Source organism: Pseudomonas sp. B2M1-30 (assembly GCF_025447575.1).
Classification (GTDB): Bacteria; Pseudomonadota; Gammaproteobacteria; order Pseudomonadales; family Pseudomonadaceae; genus Aquipseudomonas; species Aquipseudomonas botevensis.
Genome location: NZ_JAOEJT010000004.1, coordinates 93,822 through 114,194, shown reverse-complemented (window position 1 = coordinate 114,194; position 20,373 = coordinate 93,822). Strand labels below are relative to the sequence as shown.

Sequence of the window (20,373 nt, the reverse complement as noted above, 5' to 3'; positions counted from 1 at the left end):
TTAAACCCGCGAATTATACGCGGGTTCTTGGGTATTGCCTAACCTGCGAGGACGATCAGTCTTTTTCTTCGATCCAGAGTGCCTGAACCGCTTCCAACACCTTCTCGCCAACCCGGCCAGAGGTGTTGTCGAAGTCAGGCAGCTCCATGATCCAACGCTGCAGGTCGACGAAATTGACAGAAAGCGGATCTACATCCGGCTTGGCATCCGCCAATTCTTCTGCAATGCGTTGAACATCATTCCAACCGTAGCTCATGACAGTCGTACCAGTCAGTGCGGCGCTTCGGCCGCATGGTTAAGCGAATATTTCGGAATCTCGACGGTGAGGTCTTCCTCACCCACGATAGCCTGGCAGGCCAGACGCGATTGAGCTTCCAGACCCCAGGCGCGATCAAGGAAGTCCTCTTCCAGCTCATCAGCCTCTTCCAGCGAGTCGAAACCCTCACGGATGATGCAGTGGCAAGTGGTGCAGGCACAAACGCCGCCGCAGGCGCTTTCCATCTCGATATGGTGTTCGTGGGCCAACTCGAGAATCGAAGTGCCGGGCTCAGCCTCGACCACCATGCCTTCCGGGCAGAACTTCTCGTGTGGCAGAAAAATGACCTGCGGCATCAGATATCCTCGATTTCATTCAGGCTACGCCCGGCCAGCGCGGCTTTCACCGTCGAATCCAGGCGGCGGGCGGCAAAGGCGTCGGTCACTTGCGACAGACGCTTGGTCTGTTGCTCGATGGCATAGCCATCAGTACCTTTCATCAGTTCGGTGAGTTCCTGCACTTGCAGCTCGATGACCATGCGCTCGTCGGCATCGAGCAGACGCTCGCCATCAGCTTCCAGAGCGGCCTGCACCGCTTCGATCAGTCGCTGGGCGTCGACCTGCTGCTCGCGCAGGACGCGGGCGACCTTGTCATCATTGGCGTGCTGGAACGAATCCTTGAGCATTTTGGCGATTTCGCCGTCGGTCAGGCCGTAGGACGGCTTGACCTGAATGCTCGCCTCGACGCCCGAACCCAGTTCACGGGCGGAAACGCTGAGCAGGCCGTCGGCGTCGACCTGGAAGGTCACGCGAATCTTCGCCGCACCGGCGACCATCGCCGGAATGCCGCGCAGTTCGAAGCGCGCCAGGGAGCGGCAGTCGCTGATCAGCTCGCGCTCGCCCTGCAACACATGGATCGCCATGGCCGACTGGCCATCTTTATAAGTGGTGAAGTCCTGAGCGCGAGCGACCGGGATGGTGGTGTTACGCGGAATCACCTTCTCCATCAGGCCACCCATGGTTTCCAGCCCCAGGGACAGCGGAATCACGTCGAGCAGCAGCAATTCACCGCCATCGCGCTTGTTGCCGGCCAGGGTATCGGCCTGGATCGCAGCGCCGATGGCGACCACCTGATCCGGGTCAATCTCGGTCAACGGCTGACGGCCAAAGGCTTCGGCGACCGCTTCGCGAACACGCGGAACACGGGTCGAACCGCCCACCATGACCACGGCGTGTACGTCTTCCAGCTCGATACCGGAATCGCGAACGGCGCGGCGACAGGCTTTCAGGCTGCGCGCGACCATTGGCTCGATCAGCGCATTGAAGGCGTCCCGGGTCAACTGCGCTTTCCAGTCGCCGTAGACGACTTCAACAGCAGCGGAATCGGTCAGCGCTTCCTTGGCCGCGCAGGCGGTCTGCAGCAGATTGCGTTGCGCACCCGGATCGAGGTCGGCGGACAAACCGGCGCTCTCGATGATCCAGCCGGCAATGGCGTGATCGAAGTCATCGCCGCCCAGGGCGCTGTCGCCACCGGTCGCCAGAACCTCAAAGACACCGCCGGTCAGACGCAGAATAGAAATATCGAAAGTGCCGCCGCCCAGGTCATAGATCGCCACCAGACCTTCGGCATGCTGATCCAGACCATACGCCACCGCCGCAGCGGTCGGTTCGTTGAGCAGGCGCAATACGTTCAGGCCGGCGAGCTTTGCCGCATCTTTGGTGGCCTGGCGCTGGGCATCGTCGAAGTACGCAGGCACGGTGATCACCGCGCCGACCAGCTCACCACCCAATGTCGCTTCAGCGCGCTGGCGCAGCACTTTCAGGATGTCGGCGGACACTTCAACCGGGCTTTTCGGGCCTTGTACGGTTTCGATGAACGGCATGTGCGATTCACCGCCGACAAAGCGGTATGGCAGTTGCTCGCCCAATTGCTTGACGTCGGACAGACCGCGACCCATCAGGCGCTTGACCGACAGCACGGTATTCAGGGGATCGGCGGAAGCCGCCAGTTTGGCCGACTCGCCAACCTCGACGCGGTCGGCGTGATAACGCACGGCGGACGGCAGAATGACCTGCCCCTGGGCATCGGCCAGCGGCTCGGAAAGACCACTGCGCAACGCAGCGACCAGCGAATTGGTAGTGCCCAAGTCGATCCCCACAGCCAGACGACGCTGGTGTGGTTGAGGACTTTGGCCGGGTTCGGCGATCTGCAGTAGGGCCATCGTGATCAGGACTTATCTGTATATCAGGCGTGCGACCGGAGCGGCACTGGGTTAATCGTCGAGGCGCTCTTCTAACTGGCGCACTTCGTAGGTGAGCTTGTCGAGGAACTGCATGCGCCGCATCAGGCGTTCGGCCTGTTCGCGTTGCGCTGCATCATCCCAACAGGCTGCGAAGCTTTCGTTCAGCTCGTCCTGGGCGGTTTTCAGACGACGCTTGAAGGTCGCGACACCAGCCAGATCGGCGCTGTCCTGCAAGTCTTCGAGTTCTTCGCGCAACGCCATCTGTTGCAGCAGGAACTCGGGATCATGCACCGTGACTTCCAGCGGCAGCTCACGCCCGCCCATAGCGAGCAGATAACGTGCGCGCTGCGGGGGACTCTTGAGTGTCTGGTAGGCCTCGTTCAGTCGCGCAGACTGTTCGAGCGCCAACCGCTGCTCACGCTCGGAAGCGTCGGCAAAACGGTCGGGATGAACACCGCGCGCCAACTCACGGTAGCGTGCGCCCAACTGCTCGAGATCCAGGCGGAAGCTCGGTTGCAGCTCGAACAAAGCGAAATGACAAGGAATACCCACGAGCAGCCTCAGATGTTGAAGCTTTCGCCGCAGCCACACTCACCGCGCACGTTGGGGTTGTTGAACTTGAAGCCTTCGTTCAACCCTTCCTTGACGAAATCGAGCTCGGTGCCGTCCAGGTAGGCCAGGCTTTTCGGGTCGATGATCACTTTTTCGCCGTGACTCTCGAACACCTGATCCTCGGTATCCACCTGATCGACAAACTCCAGCACGTAGGCAAGGCCGGAACAGCCTGTGGTGCGAACACCCAGACGGATCCCTTCACCCTTGCCGCGCCCGTCGAGGGAGCGGCGAATGTGTCGAGCAGCCGCTTCTGTCATGCTGATAGCCATCGTTGACTCCTTACTCGTCGCCAAATCTTGAAAGTCAGATCAAGCCTTTCTTCTGCTTGTAATCGCGAACGGCCGCCTTGATAGCGTCTTCGGCGAGTACCGAGCAGTGGATTTTCACTGGCGGCAGCGCCAGTTCTTCGGCCAACTGGGTGTTCTTGATGGTTTCAGCTTCGTCCAGGGTCTTGCCCTTCATCCACTCGGTGGCGAGGGAGCTGGAAGCGATGGCCGAACCGCAGCCGTAAGTCTTGAACTTGGCGTCTTCGATCACGCCCTGCTCGTTGACCTTGATTTGCAGACGCATCACGTCGCCGCATGCCGGCGCGCCGACCATGCCGGTGCCGACATCCGGGTCTTCGGCATTCATCTTGCCGACGTTACGCGGGTTTTCGTAGTGGTCGATGACCTTTTCGCTGTAAGCCATGATTCTCAATCCTCACTCATCAGGGCCGCTCTTGAGACCCTGCAGCTGCGTCAAACACCGCGTCGCTACAGGATCTGTATTCGGCGGCTTCTATATTTAGTGTGCCGCCCACTCGATCTTCGAGATATCGACGCCGTCTTTGTACATGTCCCACAGCGGCGACAGAGCGCGCAGCTTGGTAACGGCCTCGCAGACTTTCTGCGCGGCGTAGTCGATTTCTTCTTCGGTGGTGAAACGACCGAAGGTGAAACGGATCGAGCTGTGTGCCAGCTCGTCGTTGCGGCCCAGGGCGCGCAGCACGTACGAAGGCTCGAGGGACGCCGATGTGCAGGCCGAACCGGACGAAACCGCCAGATCCTTGAGCGCCATGATCAGCGACTCGCCTTCAACGTAGTTGAAGCTCAGGTTCAGGTTGTGCGGAACGCGGGCGGTCAGGCTGCCGTTGACGTACAGCTCTTCCAGGTGTTCGACCTGCTTGTAGAAGCGGTCGCTCAGGGCCTTGATGCGAACGTTCTCGGCCGCCATGTCTTCCTTGGCCACACGGAACGCTTCGCCCATGCCGACGATCTGGTGGGTCGCCAGGGTGCCCGAGCGCATGCCGCGCTCGTGACCGCCGCCGTGCATGGTCGCTTCGATGCGCACACGCGGCTTGCGGCTGACGTACAGCGCACCGATGCCTTTAGGGCCATAGGTCTTGTGGGCGGAGAACGACATCATGTCGACTTTCAGCTTCTGCAGGTCGATGTCGACCTTGCCGGTGGACTGAGCGGCGTCGACGTGGAACAGGATGCCCTTGGAACGGGTCAGTTCGCCGATCGCTGCGATGTCGTTGACGGTGCCGATTTCGTTGTTCACGTGCATCACCGACACCAGGATGGTGTCTTCGCGCAGCGCGGCTTCGATCATGGCCGGCGTGATCAGACCGTCTTCGGTCGGCTCAAGGTAGGTCACTTCGAAACCTTCGCGCTCCAGTTGGCGCATGGTGTCGAGGACAGCCTTGTGCTCGATCTTGGAGGTGATCAGGTGCTTGCCCTTGGAGGCATAGAAATGTGCCGCACCCTTGATTGCCAGGTTGTCGGACTCGGTGGCACCGGAGGTCCAGACGATTTCACGCGGATCGGCATTGACCAGGTCGGCCACCTGACGGCGGGCGTTCTCGACGGACTCTTCGGCCTTCCAGCCGAACACGTGGGAGCGGGACGCCGGGTTACCGAAGTTTCCGTCGACCAGCAGGCATTCACTCATTTTTTGCGCAACGCGCGGGTCGACCGGGGTGGTCGCAGAGTAATCAAGGTAAATCGGCAATTTCATGGACTATCTCCTAAATCAGGCTGGCTGGCGTGCCGCTAGCTCTCTGGCTGTCATTCGACGGCGGACGCTTCAATCTTGTCCAGGCGCGGCGCCTTGCCATTGCAACGACGCTGATCCTGACGCTGGGCCACTTCCTGCACCTCACGGCGAGTTACGAGGTCGGCCAAGCTGATACCGCTGAGAAATTCGTGAATCTGCAGGCTCAGGTCGCACCACAGGTGATGGGTCAGGCAGGTGTCGCCGGAGTGGCAATCGCCCTGGCCCTGGCATTTGGTTGCATCGACCGATTCGTTCACCGCATCGATCACCTGAGCGACCTGGATGCCCTGCATGTCGCGGGACAACTGGTAGCCACCGCCCGGACCGCGAACGCTGGAAACCAGGTTGCTGCGGCGCAGCTTGGCGAAAAGCTGTTCGAGATAGGACAGGGAGATGCCTTGGCGCTCGGAGATATCGGCCAGGGACACCGGCCCGTGCTGCGCGTGCAACGCCAGGTCAAGCATGGCGGTCACGGCGTATCGGCCTTTTGTAGTCAGTCGCATGGACAATTACCACGGAGTTCGGAATGGGTGCGAGTATGCAATTCCCGAGTATTTAAGTCAACTTTAAGACCTAGTACTTTAGTCAGGTTTACCCGCAAAAGAGCGCGCGAATGATAGCAGGGTCTGCAACTTAATGGCATACCGGTCAGCACGCAGCCCTGCCAGGCACTTCTACAGGTATCAGTGAACCTTGGGCTCTTCCTTGCCCTTGACGCAGGCGAAGTCCTCTTCACGCAGCTCAGGCAGATCTTTCGCACAGTAATTGCTGCCCAGATCCTTCAGCGCGCCGCACATCCCTTCCAGACGCCCGTCCACCGCTTGCAGATGATCGAGCAACTGACCAATGGCGCGCGCCACCGGGTCAGGCATGTCTTCGCTGACGCCGTAGGCATCGAAACCGATCTTTTCCGCCATGGCCTTGCGCTTGGCGTCCTGCCCTTCGTCGGATTTGACGATGATCCGCCCCGGAATGCCCACCACCGTGGCACCGGGCGGCACTTCTTTGGTCACTACGGCATTGGAGCCGACCTTGGCACCGGCACCGACAGTAAACGGCCCGAGCACTTTGGCGCCGGCGCCGACCACAACGCCATCCCCCAGAGTCGGGTGACGCTTGCCCTTGTTCCAGCTCGTCCCCCCCAGGGTCACGCCCTGATAGATCGTGACGTCATCGCCGATTTCAGCGGTTTCACCAATGACGATGCCCATGCCGTGGTCGATGAAGAACCGCCGCCCGACTTTCGCACCGGGGTGAATCTCGATCCCGGTCAGCCAGCGACCGAAGTTCGACACCAGCCGCGCCAGCCATTTCAGGTCGGCGCGCCACAACATGGCCGACAATCGATGGAGCCAGATCGCATGCATGCCGGGATAGCAAGTCAGAACTTCAAAAGCGTTACGCGCCGCCGGGTCTCGGTGGAATACGCTTTGGATATCTTCACGCAAACGCTCGAACATCATTAGTCCTTCCGGTTAAGAAGCTCACCACGGGCCGCTTTTTGGGTTTCCGTGAGGATGCCACGCAAAATATTCATTTCCGCCCGGCTGACCGAGCTGCGTCCGTACAACCGGCGCAGGCGCGCCATCAAGTGCCGTGGCTTTTCCGGGTCGAGGAATTCGATGGCCACCAGAGTCTGCTCCAGGTGCTCATAGAATCGCTCCAACTCATCCATGGTCGCCAGCTCGGTACTTTTCACCGAGGCCACTTCTTCCTTTTCGAACTTGGTCGGCTGACCCTGTGCGGCCAGCCAGGCCATGCGCACTTCGTAGCTCAACACCTGCACCGCCGCCCCCAGGTTCAGCGAACTGAATTCAGGGTCGGAAGGGATGTGTACGTGAAAGTGACATCGTTGCAACTCGTCGTTGGTCAGGCCCGAATCTTCGCGCCCGAACACCAGGGCGATTTCCGCACCCTGCCCGGCTTCCTCGACCACTTTGCTGCCGCATTCGCGGGGATCCAGCAGCGGCCAGGGAATGCGTCGGTCACGGGCACTGGTGCCAAGCACCAGATTGCACCCGACCAAAGCCTCTTCCAAGGTGGCGACGACTTGCGCTTTTTCAAGGATATCGTTGGCGCCAGAGGCGCGCGCATCCGCTTCATGGTGCGGAAACACCCGTGGATCGACCAGCACCAGCCGCGACAACCCCATGTTTTTCATGGCGCGCGCAGTCCCGCCGATGTTCCCCGGGTGACTGGTATTGACCAGGACGACACGAATGTTTTGCAGCACGGCACGGGCTCTCGAACACGGAAATGGGGCGCAAATCTTACAGAACAGCCTACCGTTAAGCTATGAAAGCGAACAGCGTCCTTCACCTGAAGAAAAGTTCTGATAGAATGCGCGGCTTTCTTTAACAACCTTAGGTGACACATCCATGCAGCCCATGCTGAATATCGCGCTGCGCGCCGCCCGCAGCGCCAGTGAACTGATCTTCCGCTCCATCGAGCGCCTGGATACCATCAAGGTCGACGAAAAAGACGCCAAGGATTACGTATCCGAGGTGGATCGCGCCGCCGAACAGAAAATCATCGACGCCCTGCGCAAGGCTTACCCGAATCACTCGATCATGGGTGAAGAGACCGGCATGCACGCTGGCTCCGGCATCGAAGGCGAAGAATACCTGTGGATCATCGATCCGCTGGACGGCACCACCAACTTCCTGCGCGGCATTCCTCACTTCGCTGTCAGCATCGCCTGCAAATACCGTGGCCGCCTGGAGCACGCCGTTGTTCTGGACCCGGTTCGCCAGGAAGAATTCACCGCCAGCCGTGGTCGCGGCGCTCAACTGAACGGTCGCCGCCTGCGCGTCAGCGGTCGCACCAGCCTCGACGGCGCCCTGCTCGGCACCGGTTTCCCGTTCCGCGACGACCAGATGGACAACCTCGACAACTACCTGGGCATGTTCCGCGCCCTGGTCGGCCAGACCGCCGGCATCCGTCGCGCCGGCTCGGCGAGCCTGGACCTGGCTTACGTCGCCGCCGGTCGTTTCGACGCCTTCTGGGAATCGGGCCTGTCCGAGTGGGACATGGCTGCCGGCGCCCTGCTGATCCAGGAAGCAGGCGGCCTGGTCAGCGACTTCACCGGTGGTCACGACTTCCTTGAAAAAGGCCACGTCGTTGCCGGCAACACCAAATGCTTCAAGGCTGTGCTGACCGCAATCCAGCCGCACCTGCCGGCCTCGCTGAAGCGTTAAGCGTTAAGCGTCCCGCGAGTCCAAAAAACACCCTTCGGGGTGTTTTTTTATGCCTGAAGAAAAGCCCTCGTTTGGCAAAACAGAAATCGCAGGCATAAAAAAAGCACTCCGAAGAGTGCTTTTCTTCCAGCAATCAACCGATTACTGACCCGGCTCATTCTGCGACAGGATCAGCTTGCCCTCCTTGTCGACCGGAATCTGGTTGCCCGGATCACGATCCATCCGCACCTTGCCTTCCTTGCCATCCAGCGAATAACGCACGTCGTAACCGACTACCTTGTCGCTGATGTCATTCACCGTGTTACAACGAGTCTGCGTGGTGGTGTAGGTATCGCGATTCTGCATGCCTTCCTGCACCTTGTTACCGGCATAGCCGCCACCGACCGCACCGGCCACCGTGGCAATCTTCTTGCCGGTGCCGCCGCCGATCTGGTTACCCAGCAAGCCACCCGCCACGGCACCGATGGCCGTACCGAGAATCTGGTGTTGATCCTTGACCGGCGCCTGCCGGGTCACGGTGACATCCTTGCACACTTCACGTGGAGTCTTGATCTGTGTCTTGACCGGCTCGACGGCCAAAACCTGCGCATACTCAGGGCCGCTTTTAACCAGGCTGTAGGTGGCAACAGCACCCCCGGCAGTCACACCGACAGCACCCAATACCGCACCAACCAGTAACGACTTGTTCACATGAACCTCCTGACCATCACATGCGGGACGCGCCCGCGCTTCTCCCAGCCTTGGAGCAAAAAAAAGGGCGCGAGTTCAACTCGCGCCCTTTTCATGTGACACCGTTCAAAAGTTTTACCTCAAGGACGGTCGTCGATTTCCTTCTCGGTATTGGCCGGCGGAATCAAGTCTTCGGTCGACAGGTTCAGCCAGATCAACACCACGTTGGCGATGTAGATCGACGAGTAAGTACCCGCCAGAACACCCACCAGCAGTGCCAGGGAGAATCCGTACAGGTTATCACCGCCGAAGAACAGCAGTGCCGCGATCGCCAGCAAGGTGGACACCGAGGTCGCAATGGTCCGCAGCAGCGTCTGGGTGGTCGAGATGTTGATGTTCTCGATCAGCGAAGCCTTGCGCAGCACGCGGAAGTTCTCACGAACCCGGTCGAATACCACGATGGTGTCGTTCAGCGAGTAACCGATGATCGCCAGTACCGCCGCCAGCACCGTCAGGTCGAAGGTGATCTGGAAGAACGACAGGATACCCACGGTCACGATCACGTCGTGAATCAGCGAAACAATGGCGCCGACGGCAAATTTCCACTGAAAGCGGAACGCCAGGTAGATCAGGATGCCGCCCAGTGCCAGCAGCATGCCCATGCCACCCTGGTCGCGCAGTTCTTCACCGACCTGCGGGCCGACGAACTCTACGCGCTTGACGGTCGCCGGGTTGTCGCCGCCGACCTTCTGCAGCGCATCAGCCACCTGATGGCCCAACTGCGGATCCTCACCCGGCATACGCACCAGCAAATCGGTAGTCGCACCGAAGTTCTGCACGATGGCTTCGTGATAACCGGCCGTGGTCAGTTGCTCACGCACCTTGGTGACGTCGGCCGGACGCTCGTAGGTCAGCTCGATGAGCGTACCGCCGGTGAAGTCCAGACCCCAGTTCATGCCCTTGTGGAACACGCTGAAAACGGCCAGCAGCGTAAGGAACACGGTGACGCCGAACGCAAAGTTGCGGACGCCCATGAAATTGATTGTACGTAACATGGCAGCCCCTTAAATCCACAACTTCTTGAAGTCACGACCGCCGAAGATCAGGTTGACCATCGCGCGGGTGACCATGATGGCCGTGAACATCGAAGTCAGAACCCCGAGGGACATGGTGACTGCGAAGCCTTTCACCGGGCCGGTGCCCATGGCGAACAGAATCCCGCCGACCAGCAAGGTGGTCAGGTTGGCGTCGAGAATCGCAGTGAATGCCCGGCCGAAGCCTTCGTTGATTGCACGTTGCACAGTCATGCCAGCGGCGATCTCTTCACGGATCCGCGAGAAGATCAGCACGTTGGCGTCGACCGCCATACCCATGGTCAACACGATACCGGCGATACCCGGCAGGGTCAGCGTTGCCCCCAGCAGCGACATCAGCGCCAGCAGCAAGACCATGTTCACCGCCAGTGCGACGGTAGCGATCAGACCGAAGAAACGGTAGATGGCGATGATGAACAGCGAGACGAACAGCATGCCCCACAGCGATGCATCGATACCTTTGGTGATGTTGTCGGCACCCAGGCTCGGGCCGATGGTACGTTCTTCAGCGAAGTACATCGGAGCGGCCAGACCACCGGCACGCAGCAGCAGCGCCAGTTCGGACGACTCGCCCTGGCCGTTCAGACCGGTGATACGGAACTGCGCGCCCAGCGGCGACTGGATGGTCGCCAGGCTGATGATTTTCTTCTCTTCCTTGAAGCTCTGAACGGCGACGTCTTTCTCGACACCGTCGACCACTTGCTTGACGTAAGTGGTGACCGGACGCTGTTCAATGAAGATCACCGCCATGCTGCGACCGACGTTGCTGCGGGTCGCGCGGCTCATCAACTCGCCACCGTGACCATCCAGGCGGATGTTCACTTCAGGTGTGCCGTGCTCGCCGAAACCGGCCTTGGCGTCAGTCACCTGGTCACCGGTGATGATCAGGCCACGCTCGATCTGTGCTGGCGGACGCTTGCCTTCACGGAACTCGAAAGTTTCGGAAGTGGCTTTCGAAGCACCCGGCTCGGCGGCCAGACGGAATTCCAGGTTGGCGGTCTTGCCGAGGATTCGCTTGGCTTCGGCAGTGTCCTGCACGCCCGGCAGCTCAACCACGATGCGGTTGGCGCCCTGACGCTGGACGATCGGTTCGGCAACACCCAGTTCGTTGACGCGGTTACGTACCGTGGTCAAGTTCTGCTTGATGGAGTACTCACGGATTTCCGCCAGCTTGGCCGGGGTCATCGCCAGACGCAGCACCGGTTGACCGTTGAGGTCGGCCGGAACAATGTCGAAATCGTTGAAATTCTTGCGGATCAGCGCACGGGCCTGTTCGCGGGAGTCAGCGTCGCTGAAGCCCAACTGAATGGCACCGTTGAGTTGCGGCAGGCTGCGATAACGCAGTTTCTCTTTGCGCAACAGGCTCTTGACGTCACCCTCGTAGACTTTCAGACGTGCGTCGAGGGCTTTGTCCATGTCCACTTCGAGCAGGAAGTGCACACCACCGGACAAGTCCAGACCCAGCTTCATCGGGTGCGCGGCCAGGCTGCGCAGCCATTGCGGGGTGGTTTGCGCCAGGTTCAGCGCGACGACGTAGTCATCACCCAATGCCTTGCGCACAACGTCCTTGGCCGGCAACTGGTCTTCAGCCTTGACCAGACGGATCAGGCCGCCCTTGCCGTTGGCCGCCAGACTCGACGCCTTGACGTTGATCCCGGACTCACGCAGCGCGGTGCTTGCACGATCCAGGTCGGCCTGATTGACCTGCAGAGCCGTGCTGGCACCGCTGATCTGAATGGCCGGGTCATCGGGGTATAGATTGGGAGCGGAATAAATCAGACCGATCGCCAGCACCGCCAGGATCAGAATGTATTTCCACAGAGGATATTTGTTCAGCATCACGCCGCCCGTTTATGACGCGGGGCGCCTTGCGCGCCCCGTCGATTGAGTAGAAGTTGAAACTTAGATCGCTTTCAGCGTGCCTTTTGGCAGCGTGGCGGCGATGGCGCCCTTCTGGAACTTCATTTCCACGGTGTCGGAAACTTCCAGAACCACGAAGTCATCGGCCACTTTGGTGATCTTGCCGGCGATACCGCCGGTGGTGACCACTTCGTCACCCTTTTGCAGGCTGCTCAGCAGGTTCTTCTGCTCTTTGGCGCGCTTGGCCTGCGGACGCCAGATCATCAGGTAGAAGATGACCAGGAAGCCGACCAGGAAAATCCACTCAAAACCGCCGCCCATAGGCGCTGCAGCCGGTGCAGCCGCGTCAGCCATGGCATTAGAGATAAAAAAGCTCATTTAGCACTCCAGTTGCAAATGTTGAATCTTGGGGTCAGAAAACTCAGTCCAAAGGCGGAACGGGGAGCCCGCGTTTGGCGTAGAAGGCATCGACAAAGGCGGCCAATGTACCCTGTTGAATAGCCTCGCGCAAACCAGCCATCAGCACCTGATAATGGCGCAAATTGTGGATGGTATTGAGCATGCTGCCGAGCATTTCGCCGCACTTGTCCAGATGATGCAGATAAGCGCGGGAGAAGTTCTGGCAGGTATAGCAATCGCAGGTCGGATCCAGCGGCGAATCATCATGGCGATGGAACGCGTTACGGATCTTCAGCACGCCTGTATCAATGAACAGATGCCCATTGCGGGCATTACGGGTTGGCATCACGCAATCGAACATGTCCACACCGCGGCGCACACCCTCAACCAGATCTTCCGGTTTGCCAACGCCCATAAGGTAACGAGGTTTGTCAGCGGGCATCATCCCAGGCAGATAATCCAGCACCTTGATCATTTCGTGCTTCGGCTCGCCCACCGACAAACCGCCGATGGCCAGGCCGTCGAAGCCGATCTTGTCCAGGCCTTCCAGCGAACGCATGCGCAGGTCCTGGTGCATGCCGCCCTGGACGATACCGAACAGCGCCGCCGTGTTGTCGCCATGGGCGTTTTTCGAACGCTGGGCCCAGCGCAACGACAGCTCCATCGATACACGGGCGACGTCTTCGTCGGCCGGGTACGGGGTGCATTCGTCGAAGATCATCACGATGTCCGAGCCCAGGTCACGCTGGACCTGCATCGACTCTTCCGGGCCCATGAACACCTTCGAGCCGTCGACCGGGGAAGCGAAGGTCACGCCCTCTTCCTTGATCTTGCGCATCGCGCCGAGGCTGAACACCTGGAAACCACCGGAGTCGGTCAGGATCGGGCCTTTCCACTGCATGAAATCGTGCAGGTCGCCGTGGGCCTTGATCACTTCCGTGCCAGGACGCAGCCACAGGTGGAAGGTGTTGCCCAGAATGATTTCCGCGCCAATCGCCTCGATATCCCGTGGCAGCATGCCCTTGACCGTGCCGTAGGTGCCGACCGGCATGAAGGCCGGGGTCTCGACGGTGCCACGGGGAAAGGTCAGGCGACCACGACGAGCCTTGCCATCGGTGGCAAGCAGCTCAAACGACATACGGCATTGGCGACTCATACTGTTTCCTCAGGGCCACGTGGTGCGGGGTTACGGGTAATGAACATCGCATCACCGTAGCTGAAAAAGCGGTATCCGTTGTCGACCGCTGCCTTGTAGGCCGCCATGGTCTCCGGATAACCGGCGAATGCCGAAACCAGCATCAACAGCGTGGATTCAGGCAAATGGAAATTGGTGACCAGAGCGTCGACCACATGAAACGGCCGGCCCGGGTAGATAAAGATGTCGGTGTCACCGCTGAACGGCTTGAGCACGCCATCGCGAGCGGCGCTTTCCAGCGAACGCACACTGGTGGTGCCCACCGCGATCACCCGACCACCGCGCGCACGGCACGCAGCGACCGCATCGACCACATCCTGGCCGACTTCCAGCCATTCGCTGTGCATGTGGTGATCTTCGATCTTGTCGACACGCACCGGCTGGAACGTCCCCGCGCCCACGTGCAGCGTGACGAAAGCGGTCTCGACGCCCTTGGCGGCAATCGCTTCCATCAGCGTCTGGTCGAAATGCAGCCCCGCCGTCGGCGCCGCCACCGCGCCCAGGCGCTCGGCGTACACGGTCTGATAGCGCTCGCGATCCGAGCCCTCGTCCGGGCGATCTATATAAGGAGGCAGCGGCATGTGCCCGACGCTATCGAGCAACGGCAGCACTTCTTCGGCAAACCCCAGTTCGAACAGCGCGTCGTGACGCGCCAGCATCTCGGCTTCGCCGCCGCCGTCGATGAGGATCTTCGAACCCGGTTTCGGCGACTTGCTGGAGCGCACATGGGCCAGCACGCGATGCGTGTCGAGCACCCGTTCGATGAGAATTTCCAGCTTGCCGCCGGATGCTTTCTGGCCGAACAGCCGTGCCGGAATCACCCGGGTATTGTTGAACACCATCAGATCGCCCGGGCGCAAATGCTCAAGCAAATCAGTGAATTGACGGTGTGCCAGGGCGCCGCTGAGCCCATCAAGGGTTAACAGGCGACTACCGCGACGCTCGGCCAGTGGATGGCGGGCGATCAGCGAATCAGGAAGCTCGAAGGTAAAGTCAGCAACGCGCATGATGGGGTTCGTCTAGCAGGGCCGGAAAGTCTAGCGGAAATATCGAAAATTGACCATGAAACGTGATTGACCAACGGTAGGCACCTCTCTATACTTCGCCGCCATTGAGCCCTGATGGCGGAATTGGTAGACGCGGCGGATTCAAAATCCGTTTTCGAAAGGAGTGGGAGTTCGAGTCTCCCTCGGGGCACCACATAGCAGTATCTGAGAGTCTCTACCAGCCTCTCAGACCCAGAGAAACCGGCCACTTGGCCGGTTTTTTTGTGCCTACGTGTTTATCCCTGTCTCCCCTTATCAGTTGTATCCCTGTATCCCTACTTGTATCCTGAGAAAAATACCGAACTTTGGGATACAAGGATGAAACGCGCAGACATCAAGCGCCGCCCCCTCGCCGATACCACCCTTGCAGGACTTGAGCCCGAAACAAAGGAATACCGGGAGCTGGATGGAAACGGCTTATATTTCCGGGTCAAACCGGACGGGGGCAAATCATGGCAACTCCGGTACAAGCGTCCTGCAGGCAATTGGGCATGGATGGGCCTTGGAGGCTATCCAGAAGTCAGCGGCGCACTTGCCCGCGAAAAAGCAGCTGAGCTACGAAAGGTCGTCAGCAGCGGTGCGGACCCTCTGGAACAAAAACGCTCGGCAAAAGCGGCAATCGATGCCGCTCGAACCCGAACTTTCAGAGCGGCTGCGGAAGCTTGGCTTAAGGCAAAGGAGGAAAAAGGTCTCGCCTCCTCCACTCTCAATAAAATCCGCACCTACCTCGACAAAGACATTCTTCCAGCGCTTGGTGATAAACCTCTGGACGAAATAACCCGAACCGACTGTGCAAATCTCCAGGCCTCAATAGAAGCTCGGGAGGCGCATAACGTTGCTGAAAAATGTCGGACATGGGTCAATCAGATTTTCGGCAGAGCAATCGGCTTAGGACTGACAGAAAACGATCCCGGTAGCCGTCTACGCGACATCGCAGCTCAAGCACCGAAGACTCAACAACACCCTCATTTGCTAGAGCCCGAAATTGGCGAGTTTCTGACCGCCTTAAAGAACACCCCCAGCAGACTGACCGCCCGAACGGCGGCATGGCTTTGCATATGGACAGCCTCAAGGCCGGGAATGGTTCGTCTAGCGGAGTGGAAAGAGTTTGATCTCGATAGAGCTCTTTGGACTACACCTGCATCGAAGATGAAGATGCGCCGAGACTTTGTGTGTCCCCTTCCGCGCCAAGCGCTGATCGCCCTTAGAGAGCTGCACTCTTTAACAGGGCGCAGCCGCTGGCTATTTCCTGGAGTGGGCGCGAAGAATCCTACGATCAGTGAAAACACGATAAATAAGGTATTCGCGACCATTGGCTATAAAGGACGTCTTGTTGGCCACGGCACACGGCATACGGCGAGCACCCTGCTCCGTGAACACGGATGGCCAAAGGAACATGTGGAGGCCCAATTGGCCCACAAAGAAGAGGGTATTTCGGGGGTCTACAACAAAGCTCAGTACCTCGAGCAACGGACAGCAATGATGCAGTGGTATGCCGATCATCTGGACAAACTACAGACAGGGAACGTTGTACCAGGCCAGTTTGGAAAGGCGATTTGACCGTGCAAACTTCGAACCCTCAAAAAAGCGGTGTTCCGCGTGTTCCATGTGTTCCGAAACGGCTGAAAGCCTTTAATTTCGGGGATCTCAGCGGTGGAACACAAATGGCCTGCAGGTGGAACACATGGGCGATGGAACACAAAAGGTGTTCCAGAATCGGTGACACCGGCAAGCAGGACTCCCCCGCTCTTCACTGGTGGCCTCACAGCTTCGCCAAGCGCAAGCGCCCGCTTTTTTTCAATCACGAAATGGGGCGAGGGGTGAATATTGGATAGAGAATTTTACTTGAGCTCTCCCCTCAACATTGAGGGATGGGAAATTGTCGAAACGTTTGAGCGATTCACGCTATACGACGAATTTGCAGAACGCATCGATGCTGCTCTCGAACTCATACAAGAGGGCCAAGAGCATTGGGCGAGCCATCTTTCAGATGGTGAATGGTCTGCTGAGTCCATCCGAGTGATGGCGGATGTCAGACGGCTCTCCTACCACATACGCAAACAATTTGAGCGTTCCAGAGACGACTTACCACGATGCATCCGCTGGACAATAGGGGAATCATCACACCCAGCTACTACTGATAGCCAATATATTGCCGCGCTGGCGATTGATCGAGCTTGTCGTGTCATTGAGACACTAGAGAGATGGTTGAGTGGCTTCGACAAGGATCTATGTGCGGGAAACTTTGAGAATCTAGCGGCTCTCATTGCAGATGCGTCAGACGACTTTATGGAGCTTGTGGAAGAGGTACGTCACGAGCAACCTCATCTGGAAATCGAAGCACGTGAGGCGGCCGCTGACTTGATGGGTACAGCCCGGTATTACATGACCTTGGCGAACGTCTACGCCTCTCCGCTTTTGAGCAGCGCAGATAAGATCCGGATTAGTGCAACTGCGCGCAAAGCGGGCAACAGCTCGGCAGCCATACGCCGTGAAGCCACGATAGATCGAAATCAAAGCATTTGCGCGCACGCTAGAAGGCTGCTCGGTGGTGGACGGTCAGAAAGGGAGATCGTTGGCATCATTAGCGGCACTGATTCCGCCCTTAAAACTTCCGGTGGTGCAGTTAAGCTATCCACAAAACAAATCCGCAACATTCTTGTAGCGGGAGGAGTGCTTCGCGAAGTAGCATCTCAATAAACCATGTATTTGATATCGACTTGAGTATCCATTTTTACAGCCTCACTAAGATGCAAATGGTTTGACTAACCGTAAATCGATGCGACAAGACTTATGATATCACGCCGCTGCCGATCAGCAGAGGCAGCATCAACCCGAAGCGCATCTCGCACTCGCTGATTTAAAATAAAAATCAGACATTAAACTTCGAAAGGACCTCATAATAAATGGATAAAATCACTAAAGAAAAAAAGCTCGAGGCAGTACAAGAGCAAGTAAAATTAATTACTGACGAGATGCTATCGGTACTCGATCCGGAGGTGGCCAGACGCGCACAAGAAATTTTGGACTTTCGAAGATCCATCACTGAAGAGACCGCCAGAGGCTCAGTGCTAATGGCTGCGGCCTTCCTTGATGATCGCCTCAAGGGATTATTGAAAGCAAAACTGGTAAATAACAATACCATTGTCACGCCAGTATTTGACTTCAACGGTGCGCTCGGCACATTCTCGTCACGAATTAATTTTTCATACTTACTAGGTCTTCTGCCTGTAAATGCAAGAACAGACTTGCACAACATTCGCAACATCAGAAATATTTTTGCACATAGCGCCTTACCGTTGCAATTTGAAGATACTGCTATTAAGAAATTGTGTGACAAACTAAATTTTCACGGAATCAATGAAAAAAGCACCCCTGGGGCTAAATTCAGACGCTCGGTAATGGCTTTATTGACATTTATTTTGCAAGCTACCGGAGAAACTAAACACATAGAACCGAAAGCGAATTATGAGGTCCCCGACCGAACAGAGGCTTACAAGATGATCTCAGCCATTTATGAGCAGATCACAGGAGAAGAATACCCTATAAAAAATCAGCATGAATAACCGCATCACATATAAAGGGCACATGCCGATACATAACCACAACGCAAGTACAGTATTAGCTTACTTTAATTCGCTACTGGTTAAAAAAGGTTAATCCCTAGATTCAACAGGCAATTAATAACGACGCTCAGTCTTATTGCCTCAAAAAAATGGCAGGTTATGGGACTCTAATAACTGCGAGCAACGTCCGTCTCCGACCGATTGCTGCTCCTACCTACCGTCCACTCGACCAAGACGCCTGCTGATCGGGTCAGCGCGAATGCTTGGTCTCCATTGCTAAAAGGGAAGTGAGCCACCGTTAACTTCCCTTTCCCACCTTAGCGTTAGCCCTGTAACTCTCCACGACTACAGGAAACGCTGAATGACTGCGACAACGCTCCAATTTATCACCCCACTTTCAACCTCCACTACTGATCTGCTTACTCCCGATCAAGTCGCGGCCACTCTCGGTCTGTCACACCGCACGCTCGCCGCCTGGCGCAGTTCTCGCCGCAATCCGCTGCCGTATGTGAAAGTCGGAAGCCGAGTGCGTTATCGGCCTAAAGATGTTTCCACGTGGCTCGAAAGCCGCACACACCGCTCTGCCGCAAGTGTGAGGAACGAGAAATGAAAACCTCTCGCCTCCACTCCTCTGCAAACGACTCCACGCCAATCGCCCCATCGCTGACGCTCATCCGTATTGGCGAGGTCATGAGTATCGTCGGTCTCGCCCGCCCGACTATCTACAAGCTGATGAATGAGCCTGAAAGTGGTTTTCCAAAAACCGTAAAGCTCACAAACAGCAACGCTCGCGGCGCCCCGGTCGCCTGGGTTTTGTCCGAAGTCCAAGCGTGGGCACGTGGTCGCATTGAAGCCCGTGATGAGGTGGCCGCATGAAGCGTAATTACTGCCCATTCAAAGGTCCCTTCCACGACTCCTACAGCGTTGGCTTTCAGCTCTACACTCAAGGCGGCATCAATTGGCGGCATCGCACCATCGCCGGCGTGAGCTGGAACGGTGAAGAAAAAGAGGCGTTCTTTTTCAATCCTGACGGCCTCGTTATGCCGCTCACTCCCAATGCCTGGGAACTGCCAGACATCATCCGCAAACACGCTGTTCGCCGCGAGTTTTCAAGCGTTCACGGTCACGGTCATTTCGCGATGAAAGAAGGCCGCCGCGCTGGGCTGAGTCAATCAGCACTGAACAACTGGGTCACCTACTGGCTGATCGATCAGAAGGACGGCTACTCGAATGATCCTCACGTCTGGAGCCACATCGTGGAGAAGGACATCGAGCAAGAAAAGATCATCAACGAACGGCTCTATGCAGACCTACGCATCACGTCCGATCTCACCCAATACATGGAAACGTGCCTGAACGAACGGCGCAATGTGCTCGCCGAGCAGCACCGCCGCCGCTGCGCAGAAGACAGCAAGATCGCCGCGTGGCTCAAAGGTGAAACTCCGCCCCCGTTGTTCGCCAACGTACAGGAGGCAGCATGAGCCGTTCAATTGCCAATCAAGCCTTGATGCATCCCTTTTCAGTGCTGCACCAAATCGGTTTTTCATCCGCCACGATGAAGCGCCTTGAGCGCTATCGCAGCCGACAGGACAAACAGGGCCGCTTAGTCAGCGTACTAAGCTGGGCCGATGGCACCTGGTGCGCCCTCACGCTCAACTGCGAAAAAATCGGTGCGGTGATCGTCGACGAAGGCCAGCAAATAGATGCCTACGAAGATGCCCGTTCGATGCTCGATGACGGCTTCCTGCCCCTGCTCAATCTGCGCTGGGAAGCCCACGCCTGAAACGAAAACGCCCCCGGCGGCAACCGGGGGCGTTTGAGATCAATCTTTATGCCCGGTCAATTTATGTCGCATCAAAAAAATGCGCAAGGCTTCGTGCCGGTTGCGCTTGTAAAAACTCGGAGTTATCCTGCCGCCGTCGCTGCAAATTCAGCGACCGGGCGTAGGAACCCGAGAATTAGTAGGCGCATCAGCGCCCAGATCACAACTGCAGGCGTTTTTTTTCGCCCGCAGTATCGTGTTATGGCGGCTGTGTGTGGGCAGGCTTCGGCCTGGCCGGGTGCCTACTATCCCGGTATTCCTACCCCGCGCACAGCTGCCACCCAATCCCGTAGGAAGGACGGTGGCGGCTCCAGTCAGAAAGTAGGAGCCTCACCCATGCACGCCCTCATTCCGTCCAAAAATCGCGCCGCT

24 protein-coding genes and 1 tRNA gene are annotated in these 20,373 nt (G+C 57.9%); 9 read left to right on the top strand and 16 right to left on the bottom strand.

The features are described from left to right. Positions 1–55: 55 nt before the first annotated feature. The 10 genes from iscX to trmJ form a co-directional block, all read right to left on the bottom strand. On the bottom strand, positions 56–256 hold the full coding sequence (iscX, locus tag N8H74_RS10075; RefSeq protein ID WP_217833939.1) for a Fe-S cluster assembly protein IscX: 201 nt from the start codon (positions 254–256) through the stop codon (positions 56–58). Between the two features lie 14 nt (positions 257–270). Beyond that, positions 271–612, bottom strand: coding sequence for an ISC system 2Fe-2S type ferredoxin (gene fdx / locus N8H74_RS10070; protein WP_041071821.1), 342 nt, complete (start codon positions 610–612; stop codon positions 271–273). Continuing rightward, positions 612–2,477 carry a Fe-S protein assembly chaperone HscA gene (gene hscA, locus N8H74_RS10065; protein ID WP_262147282.1) on the bottom strand — a complete coding sequence of 622 codons (1,866 nt, stop codon included), beginning with the start codon at positions 2,475–2,477 and terminating at the stop codon, positions 612–614. The genes fdx and hscA overlap by 1 nt, the downstream gene beginning before the upstream one ends. A gap of 51 nt (positions 2,478–2,528) precedes the next feature. Further along, positions 2,529–3,050, bottom strand: a complete 522-nt coding sequence (hscB, locus tag N8H74_RS10060) for a co-chaperone HscB (RefSeq protein ID WP_217833941.1) — start codon at positions 3,048–3,050, stop codon at positions 2,529–2,531. 8 nt (positions 3,051–3,058) lie between these two features. Next, positions 3,059–3,382, bottom strand: coding sequence for an iron-sulfur cluster assembly protein IscA (iscA, locus tag N8H74_RS10055; RefSeq protein ID WP_217833942.1), 324 nt, complete (start codon positions 3,380–3,382; stop codon positions 3,059–3,061). A gap of 34 nt (positions 3,383–3,416) precedes the next feature. Then, positions 3,417–3,803 carry a Fe-S cluster assembly scaffold IscU gene (iscU, locus tag N8H74_RS10050; protein WP_003248539.1) on the bottom strand — a complete coding sequence of 129 codons (387 nt, stop codon included), beginning with the start codon at positions 3,801–3,803 and terminating at the stop codon, positions 3,417–3,419. Between the two features lie 96 nt (positions 3,804–3,899). Then, a complete protein-coding gene (locus N8H74_RS10045; protein ID WP_169431785.1) occupies positions 3,900–5,114 on the bottom strand; it encodes an IscS subfamily cysteine desulfurase in 1,215 nt (404 codons plus the stop codon). 50 nt (positions 5,115–5,164) lie between these two features. Next, on the bottom strand, positions 5,165–5,656 hold the full coding sequence (gene iscR, locus N8H74_RS10040; RefSeq protein WP_007956690.1) for a Fe-S cluster assembly transcriptional regulator IscR: 492 nt from the start codon (positions 5,654–5,656) through the stop codon (positions 5,165–5,167). 180 nt (positions 5,657–5,836) lie between these two features. Continuing rightward, the gene (gene cysE, locus N8H74_RS10035; protein WP_217833944.1) at positions 5,837–6,613 is read right to left on the bottom strand and encodes a serine O-acetyltransferase; all 777 of its coding nucleotides are present in this window, start codon (positions 6,611–6,613) and stop codon (positions 5,837–5,839) included. Positions 6,614–6,615: 2 nt separating this feature from the next. Beyond that, positions 6,616–7,386 carry a tRNA (cytosine(32)/uridine(32)-2'-O)-methyltransferase TrmJ gene (gene trmJ / locus N8H74_RS10030; protein WP_217833945.1) on the bottom strand — a complete coding sequence of 257 codons (771 nt, stop codon included), beginning with the start codon at positions 7,384–7,386 and terminating at the stop codon, positions 6,616–6,618. A 145-nt stretch (positions 7,387–7,531) separates the two neighbouring features. On the opposite strand from trmJ, the gene suhB reads away from it, so the two are divergent. Then, positions 7,532–8,350: an inositol-phosphate phosphatase gene (suhB, locus tag N8H74_RS10025; RefSeq protein WP_085709393.1), complete on the top strand. Its 819-nt coding sequence runs from the start codon at positions 7,532–7,534 to the stop codon at positions 8,348–8,350. A gap of 141 nt (positions 8,351–8,491) precedes the next feature. Here suhB and N8H74_RS10020 read toward each other — a convergent pair whose 3' ends face one another. From N8H74_RS10020 to queA, 6 genes are all read right to left on the bottom strand, one after another. Next, complete coding sequence (locus tag N8H74_RS10020; protein ID WP_217833946.1) at positions 8,492–9,040, bottom strand: glycine zipper 2TM domain-containing protein; 549 nt, start codon at positions 9,038–9,040, stop codon at positions 8,492–8,494. Positions 9,041–9,159: 119 nt separating this feature from the next. Then, positions 9,160–10,074: a protein translocase subunit SecF gene (gene secF / locus N8H74_RS10015; RefSeq protein ID WP_217833947.1), complete on the bottom strand. Its 915-nt coding sequence runs from the start codon at positions 10,072–10,074 to the stop codon at positions 9,160–9,162. Positions 10,075–10,083: 9 nt separating this feature from the next. Then, the gene (gene secD / locus N8H74_RS10010; protein ID WP_217833948.1) at positions 10,084–11,952 is read right to left on the bottom strand and encodes a protein translocase subunit SecD; all 1,869 of its coding nucleotides are present in this window, start codon (positions 11,950–11,952) and stop codon (positions 10,084–10,086) included. A 63-nt stretch (positions 11,953–12,015) separates the two neighbouring features. Further along, entirely contained in the window at positions 12,016–12,351 is a 336-nt protein-coding gene (gene yajC, locus N8H74_RS10005) for a preprotein translocase subunit YajC (RefSeq protein WP_007956696.1), read from the bottom strand. 43 nt (positions 12,352–12,394) lie between these two features. Then, complete coding sequence (tgt, locus tag N8H74_RS10000) at positions 12,395–13,510, bottom strand: tRNA guanosine(34) transglycosylase Tgt (RefSeq protein ID WP_162803510.1); 1,116 nt, start codon at positions 13,508–13,510, stop codon at positions 12,395–12,397. A 14-nt stretch (positions 13,511–13,524) separates the two neighbouring features. Beyond that, positions 13,525–14,574 carry a tRNA preQ1(34) S-adenosylmethionine ribosyltransferase-isomerase QueA gene (gene queA / locus N8H74_RS09995; RefSeq protein WP_262147271.1) on the bottom strand — a complete coding sequence of 350 codons (1,050 nt, stop codon included), beginning with the start codon at positions 14,572–14,574 and terminating at the stop codon, positions 13,525–13,527. A gap of 108 nt (positions 14,575–14,682) precedes the next feature. Between queA and N8H74_RS09990 the strand changes: the two genes are divergently transcribed. The 8 genes from N8H74_RS09990 to N8H74_RS09955 all read left to right on the top strand — a co-directional run bounded on the left by N8H74_RS09990 (position 14,683) and on the right by N8H74_RS09955 (position 19,962). Continuing rightward, positions 14,683–14,767, top strand: a tRNA-Leu gene (locus N8H74_RS09990). 164 nt (positions 14,768–14,931) lie between these two features. Then, a complete protein-coding gene (locus N8H74_RS09985; protein ID WP_262147269.1) occupies positions 14,932–16,173 on the top strand; it encodes a tyrosine-type recombinase/integrase in 1,242 nt (413 codons plus the stop codon). A gap of 267 nt (positions 16,174–16,440) precedes the next feature. After that, a complete protein-coding gene (locus tag N8H74_RS09980; RefSeq protein ID WP_262147267.1) occupies positions 16,441–17,313 on the top strand; it encodes a hypothetical protein in 873 nt (290 codons plus the stop codon). Between the two features lie 206 nt (positions 17,314–17,519). Then, positions 17,520–18,179, top strand: coding sequence for a hypothetical protein (locus N8H74_RS09975; protein ID WP_262147265.1), 660 nt, complete (start codon positions 17,520–17,522; stop codon positions 18,177–18,179). Between the two features lie 361 nt (positions 18,180–18,540). Next, the gene (locus N8H74_RS09970; protein ID WP_262147263.1) at positions 18,541–18,789 is read left to right on the top strand and encodes a helix-turn-helix domain-containing protein; all 249 of its coding nucleotides are present in this window, start codon (positions 18,541–18,543) and stop codon (positions 18,787–18,789) included. Next, positions 18,786–19,055: an AlpA family phage regulatory protein gene (locus tag N8H74_RS09965; RefSeq protein WP_262147262.1), complete on the top strand. Its 270-nt coding sequence runs from the start codon at positions 18,786–18,788 to the stop codon at positions 19,053–19,055. The genes N8H74_RS09970 and N8H74_RS09965 overlap by 4 nt, the downstream gene beginning before the upstream one ends. After that, the gene (locus tag N8H74_RS09960; RefSeq protein WP_262147260.1) at positions 19,052–19,660 is read left to right on the top strand and encodes a hypothetical protein; all 609 of its coding nucleotides are present in this window, start codon (positions 19,052–19,054) and stop codon (positions 19,658–19,660) included. The genes N8H74_RS09965 and N8H74_RS09960 overlap by 4 nt, the downstream gene beginning before the upstream one ends. Next, positions 19,657–19,962, top strand: a complete 306-nt coding sequence (locus tag N8H74_RS09955) for a hypothetical protein (protein ID WP_262147258.1) — start codon at positions 19,657–19,659, stop codon at positions 19,960–19,962. Before N8H74_RS09960 ends, N8H74_RS09955 begins: the two co-directional genes overlap by 4 nt. Positions 19,963–20,373: the final 411 nt, after the last annotated feature.

Coding starts and splice junctions, on each gene's coding strand:
- iscU (WP_003248539.1), bottom strand. CDS start 3,803: ATGGCTTACAGCGAAAAGGTCATCGACCACTACGAAAACCCGCGTAAC.
- secF (WP_217833947.1), bottom strand. CDS start 10,074: ATGTTACGTACAATCAATTTCATGGGCGTCCGCAACTTTGCGTTCGGC.
- iscA (WP_217833942.1), bottom strand. CDS start 3,382: ATGGCTATCAGCATGACAGAAGCGGCTGCTCGACACATTCGCCGCTCC.
- N8H74_RS10045 (WP_169431785.1), bottom strand. CDS start 5,114: ATGAAATTGCCGATTTACCTTGATTACTCTGCGACCACCCCGGTCGAC.
- N8H74_RS09985 (WP_262147269.1), top strand. CDS start 14,932: ATGAAACGCGCAGACATCAAGCGCCGCCCCCTCGCCGATACCACCCTT.
- suhB (WP_085709393.1), top strand. CDS start 7,532: ATGCAGCCCATGCTGAATATCGCGCTGCGCGCCGCCCGCAGCGCCAGT.
- N8H74_RS09975 (WP_262147265.1), top strand. CDS start 17,520: ATGGATAAAATCACTAAAGAAAAAAAGCTCGAGGCAGTACAAGAGCAA.
- tgt (WP_162803510.1), bottom strand. CDS start 13,510: ATGTCGTTTGAGCTGCTTGCCACCGATGGCAAGGCTCGTCGTGGTCGC.
- iscX (WP_217833939.1), bottom strand. CDS start 256: ATGAGCTACGGTTGGAATGATGTTCAACGCATTGCAGAAGAATTGGCG.
- N8H74_RS09955 (WP_262147258.1), top strand. CDS start 19,657: ATGAGCCGTTCAATTGCCAATCAAGCCTTGATGCATCCCTTTTCAGTG.
- yajC (WP_007956696.1), bottom strand. CDS start 12,351: ATGAGCTTTTTTATCTCTAATGCCATGGCTGACGCGGCTGCACCGGCT.
- secD (WP_217833948.1), bottom strand. CDS start 11,952: ATGCTGAACAAATATCCTCTGTGGAAATACATTCTGATCCTGGCGGTG.
- N8H74_RS09960 (WP_262147260.1), top strand. CDS start 19,052: ATGAAGCGTAATTACTGCCCATTCAAAGGTCCCTTCCACGACTCCTAC.
- hscA (WP_262147282.1), bottom strand. CDS start 2,477: ATGGCCCTACTGCAGATCGCCGAACCCGGCCAAAGTCCTCAACCACAC.
- fdx (WP_041071821.1), bottom strand. CDS start 612: ATGCCGCAGGTCATTTTTCTGCCACACGAGAAGTTCTGCCCGGAAGGC.
- cysE (WP_217833944.1), bottom strand. CDS start 6,613: ATGTTCGAGCGTTTGCGTGAAGATATCCAAAGCGTATTCCACCGAGAC.
- N8H74_RS09970 (WP_262147263.1), top strand. CDS start 18,541: ATGACTGCGACAACGCTCCAATTTATCACCCCACTTTCAACCTCCACT.
- queA (WP_262147271.1), bottom strand. CDS start 14,574: ATGCGCGTTGCTGACTTTACCTTCGAGCTTCCTGATTCGCTGATCGCC.
- iscR (WP_007956690.1), bottom strand. CDS start 5,656: ATGCGACTGACTACAAAAGGCCGATACGCCGTGACCGCCATGCTTGAC.
- N8H74_RS09965 (WP_262147262.1), top strand. CDS start 18,786: ATGAAAACCTCTCGCCTCCACTCCTCTGCAAACGACTCCACGCCAATC.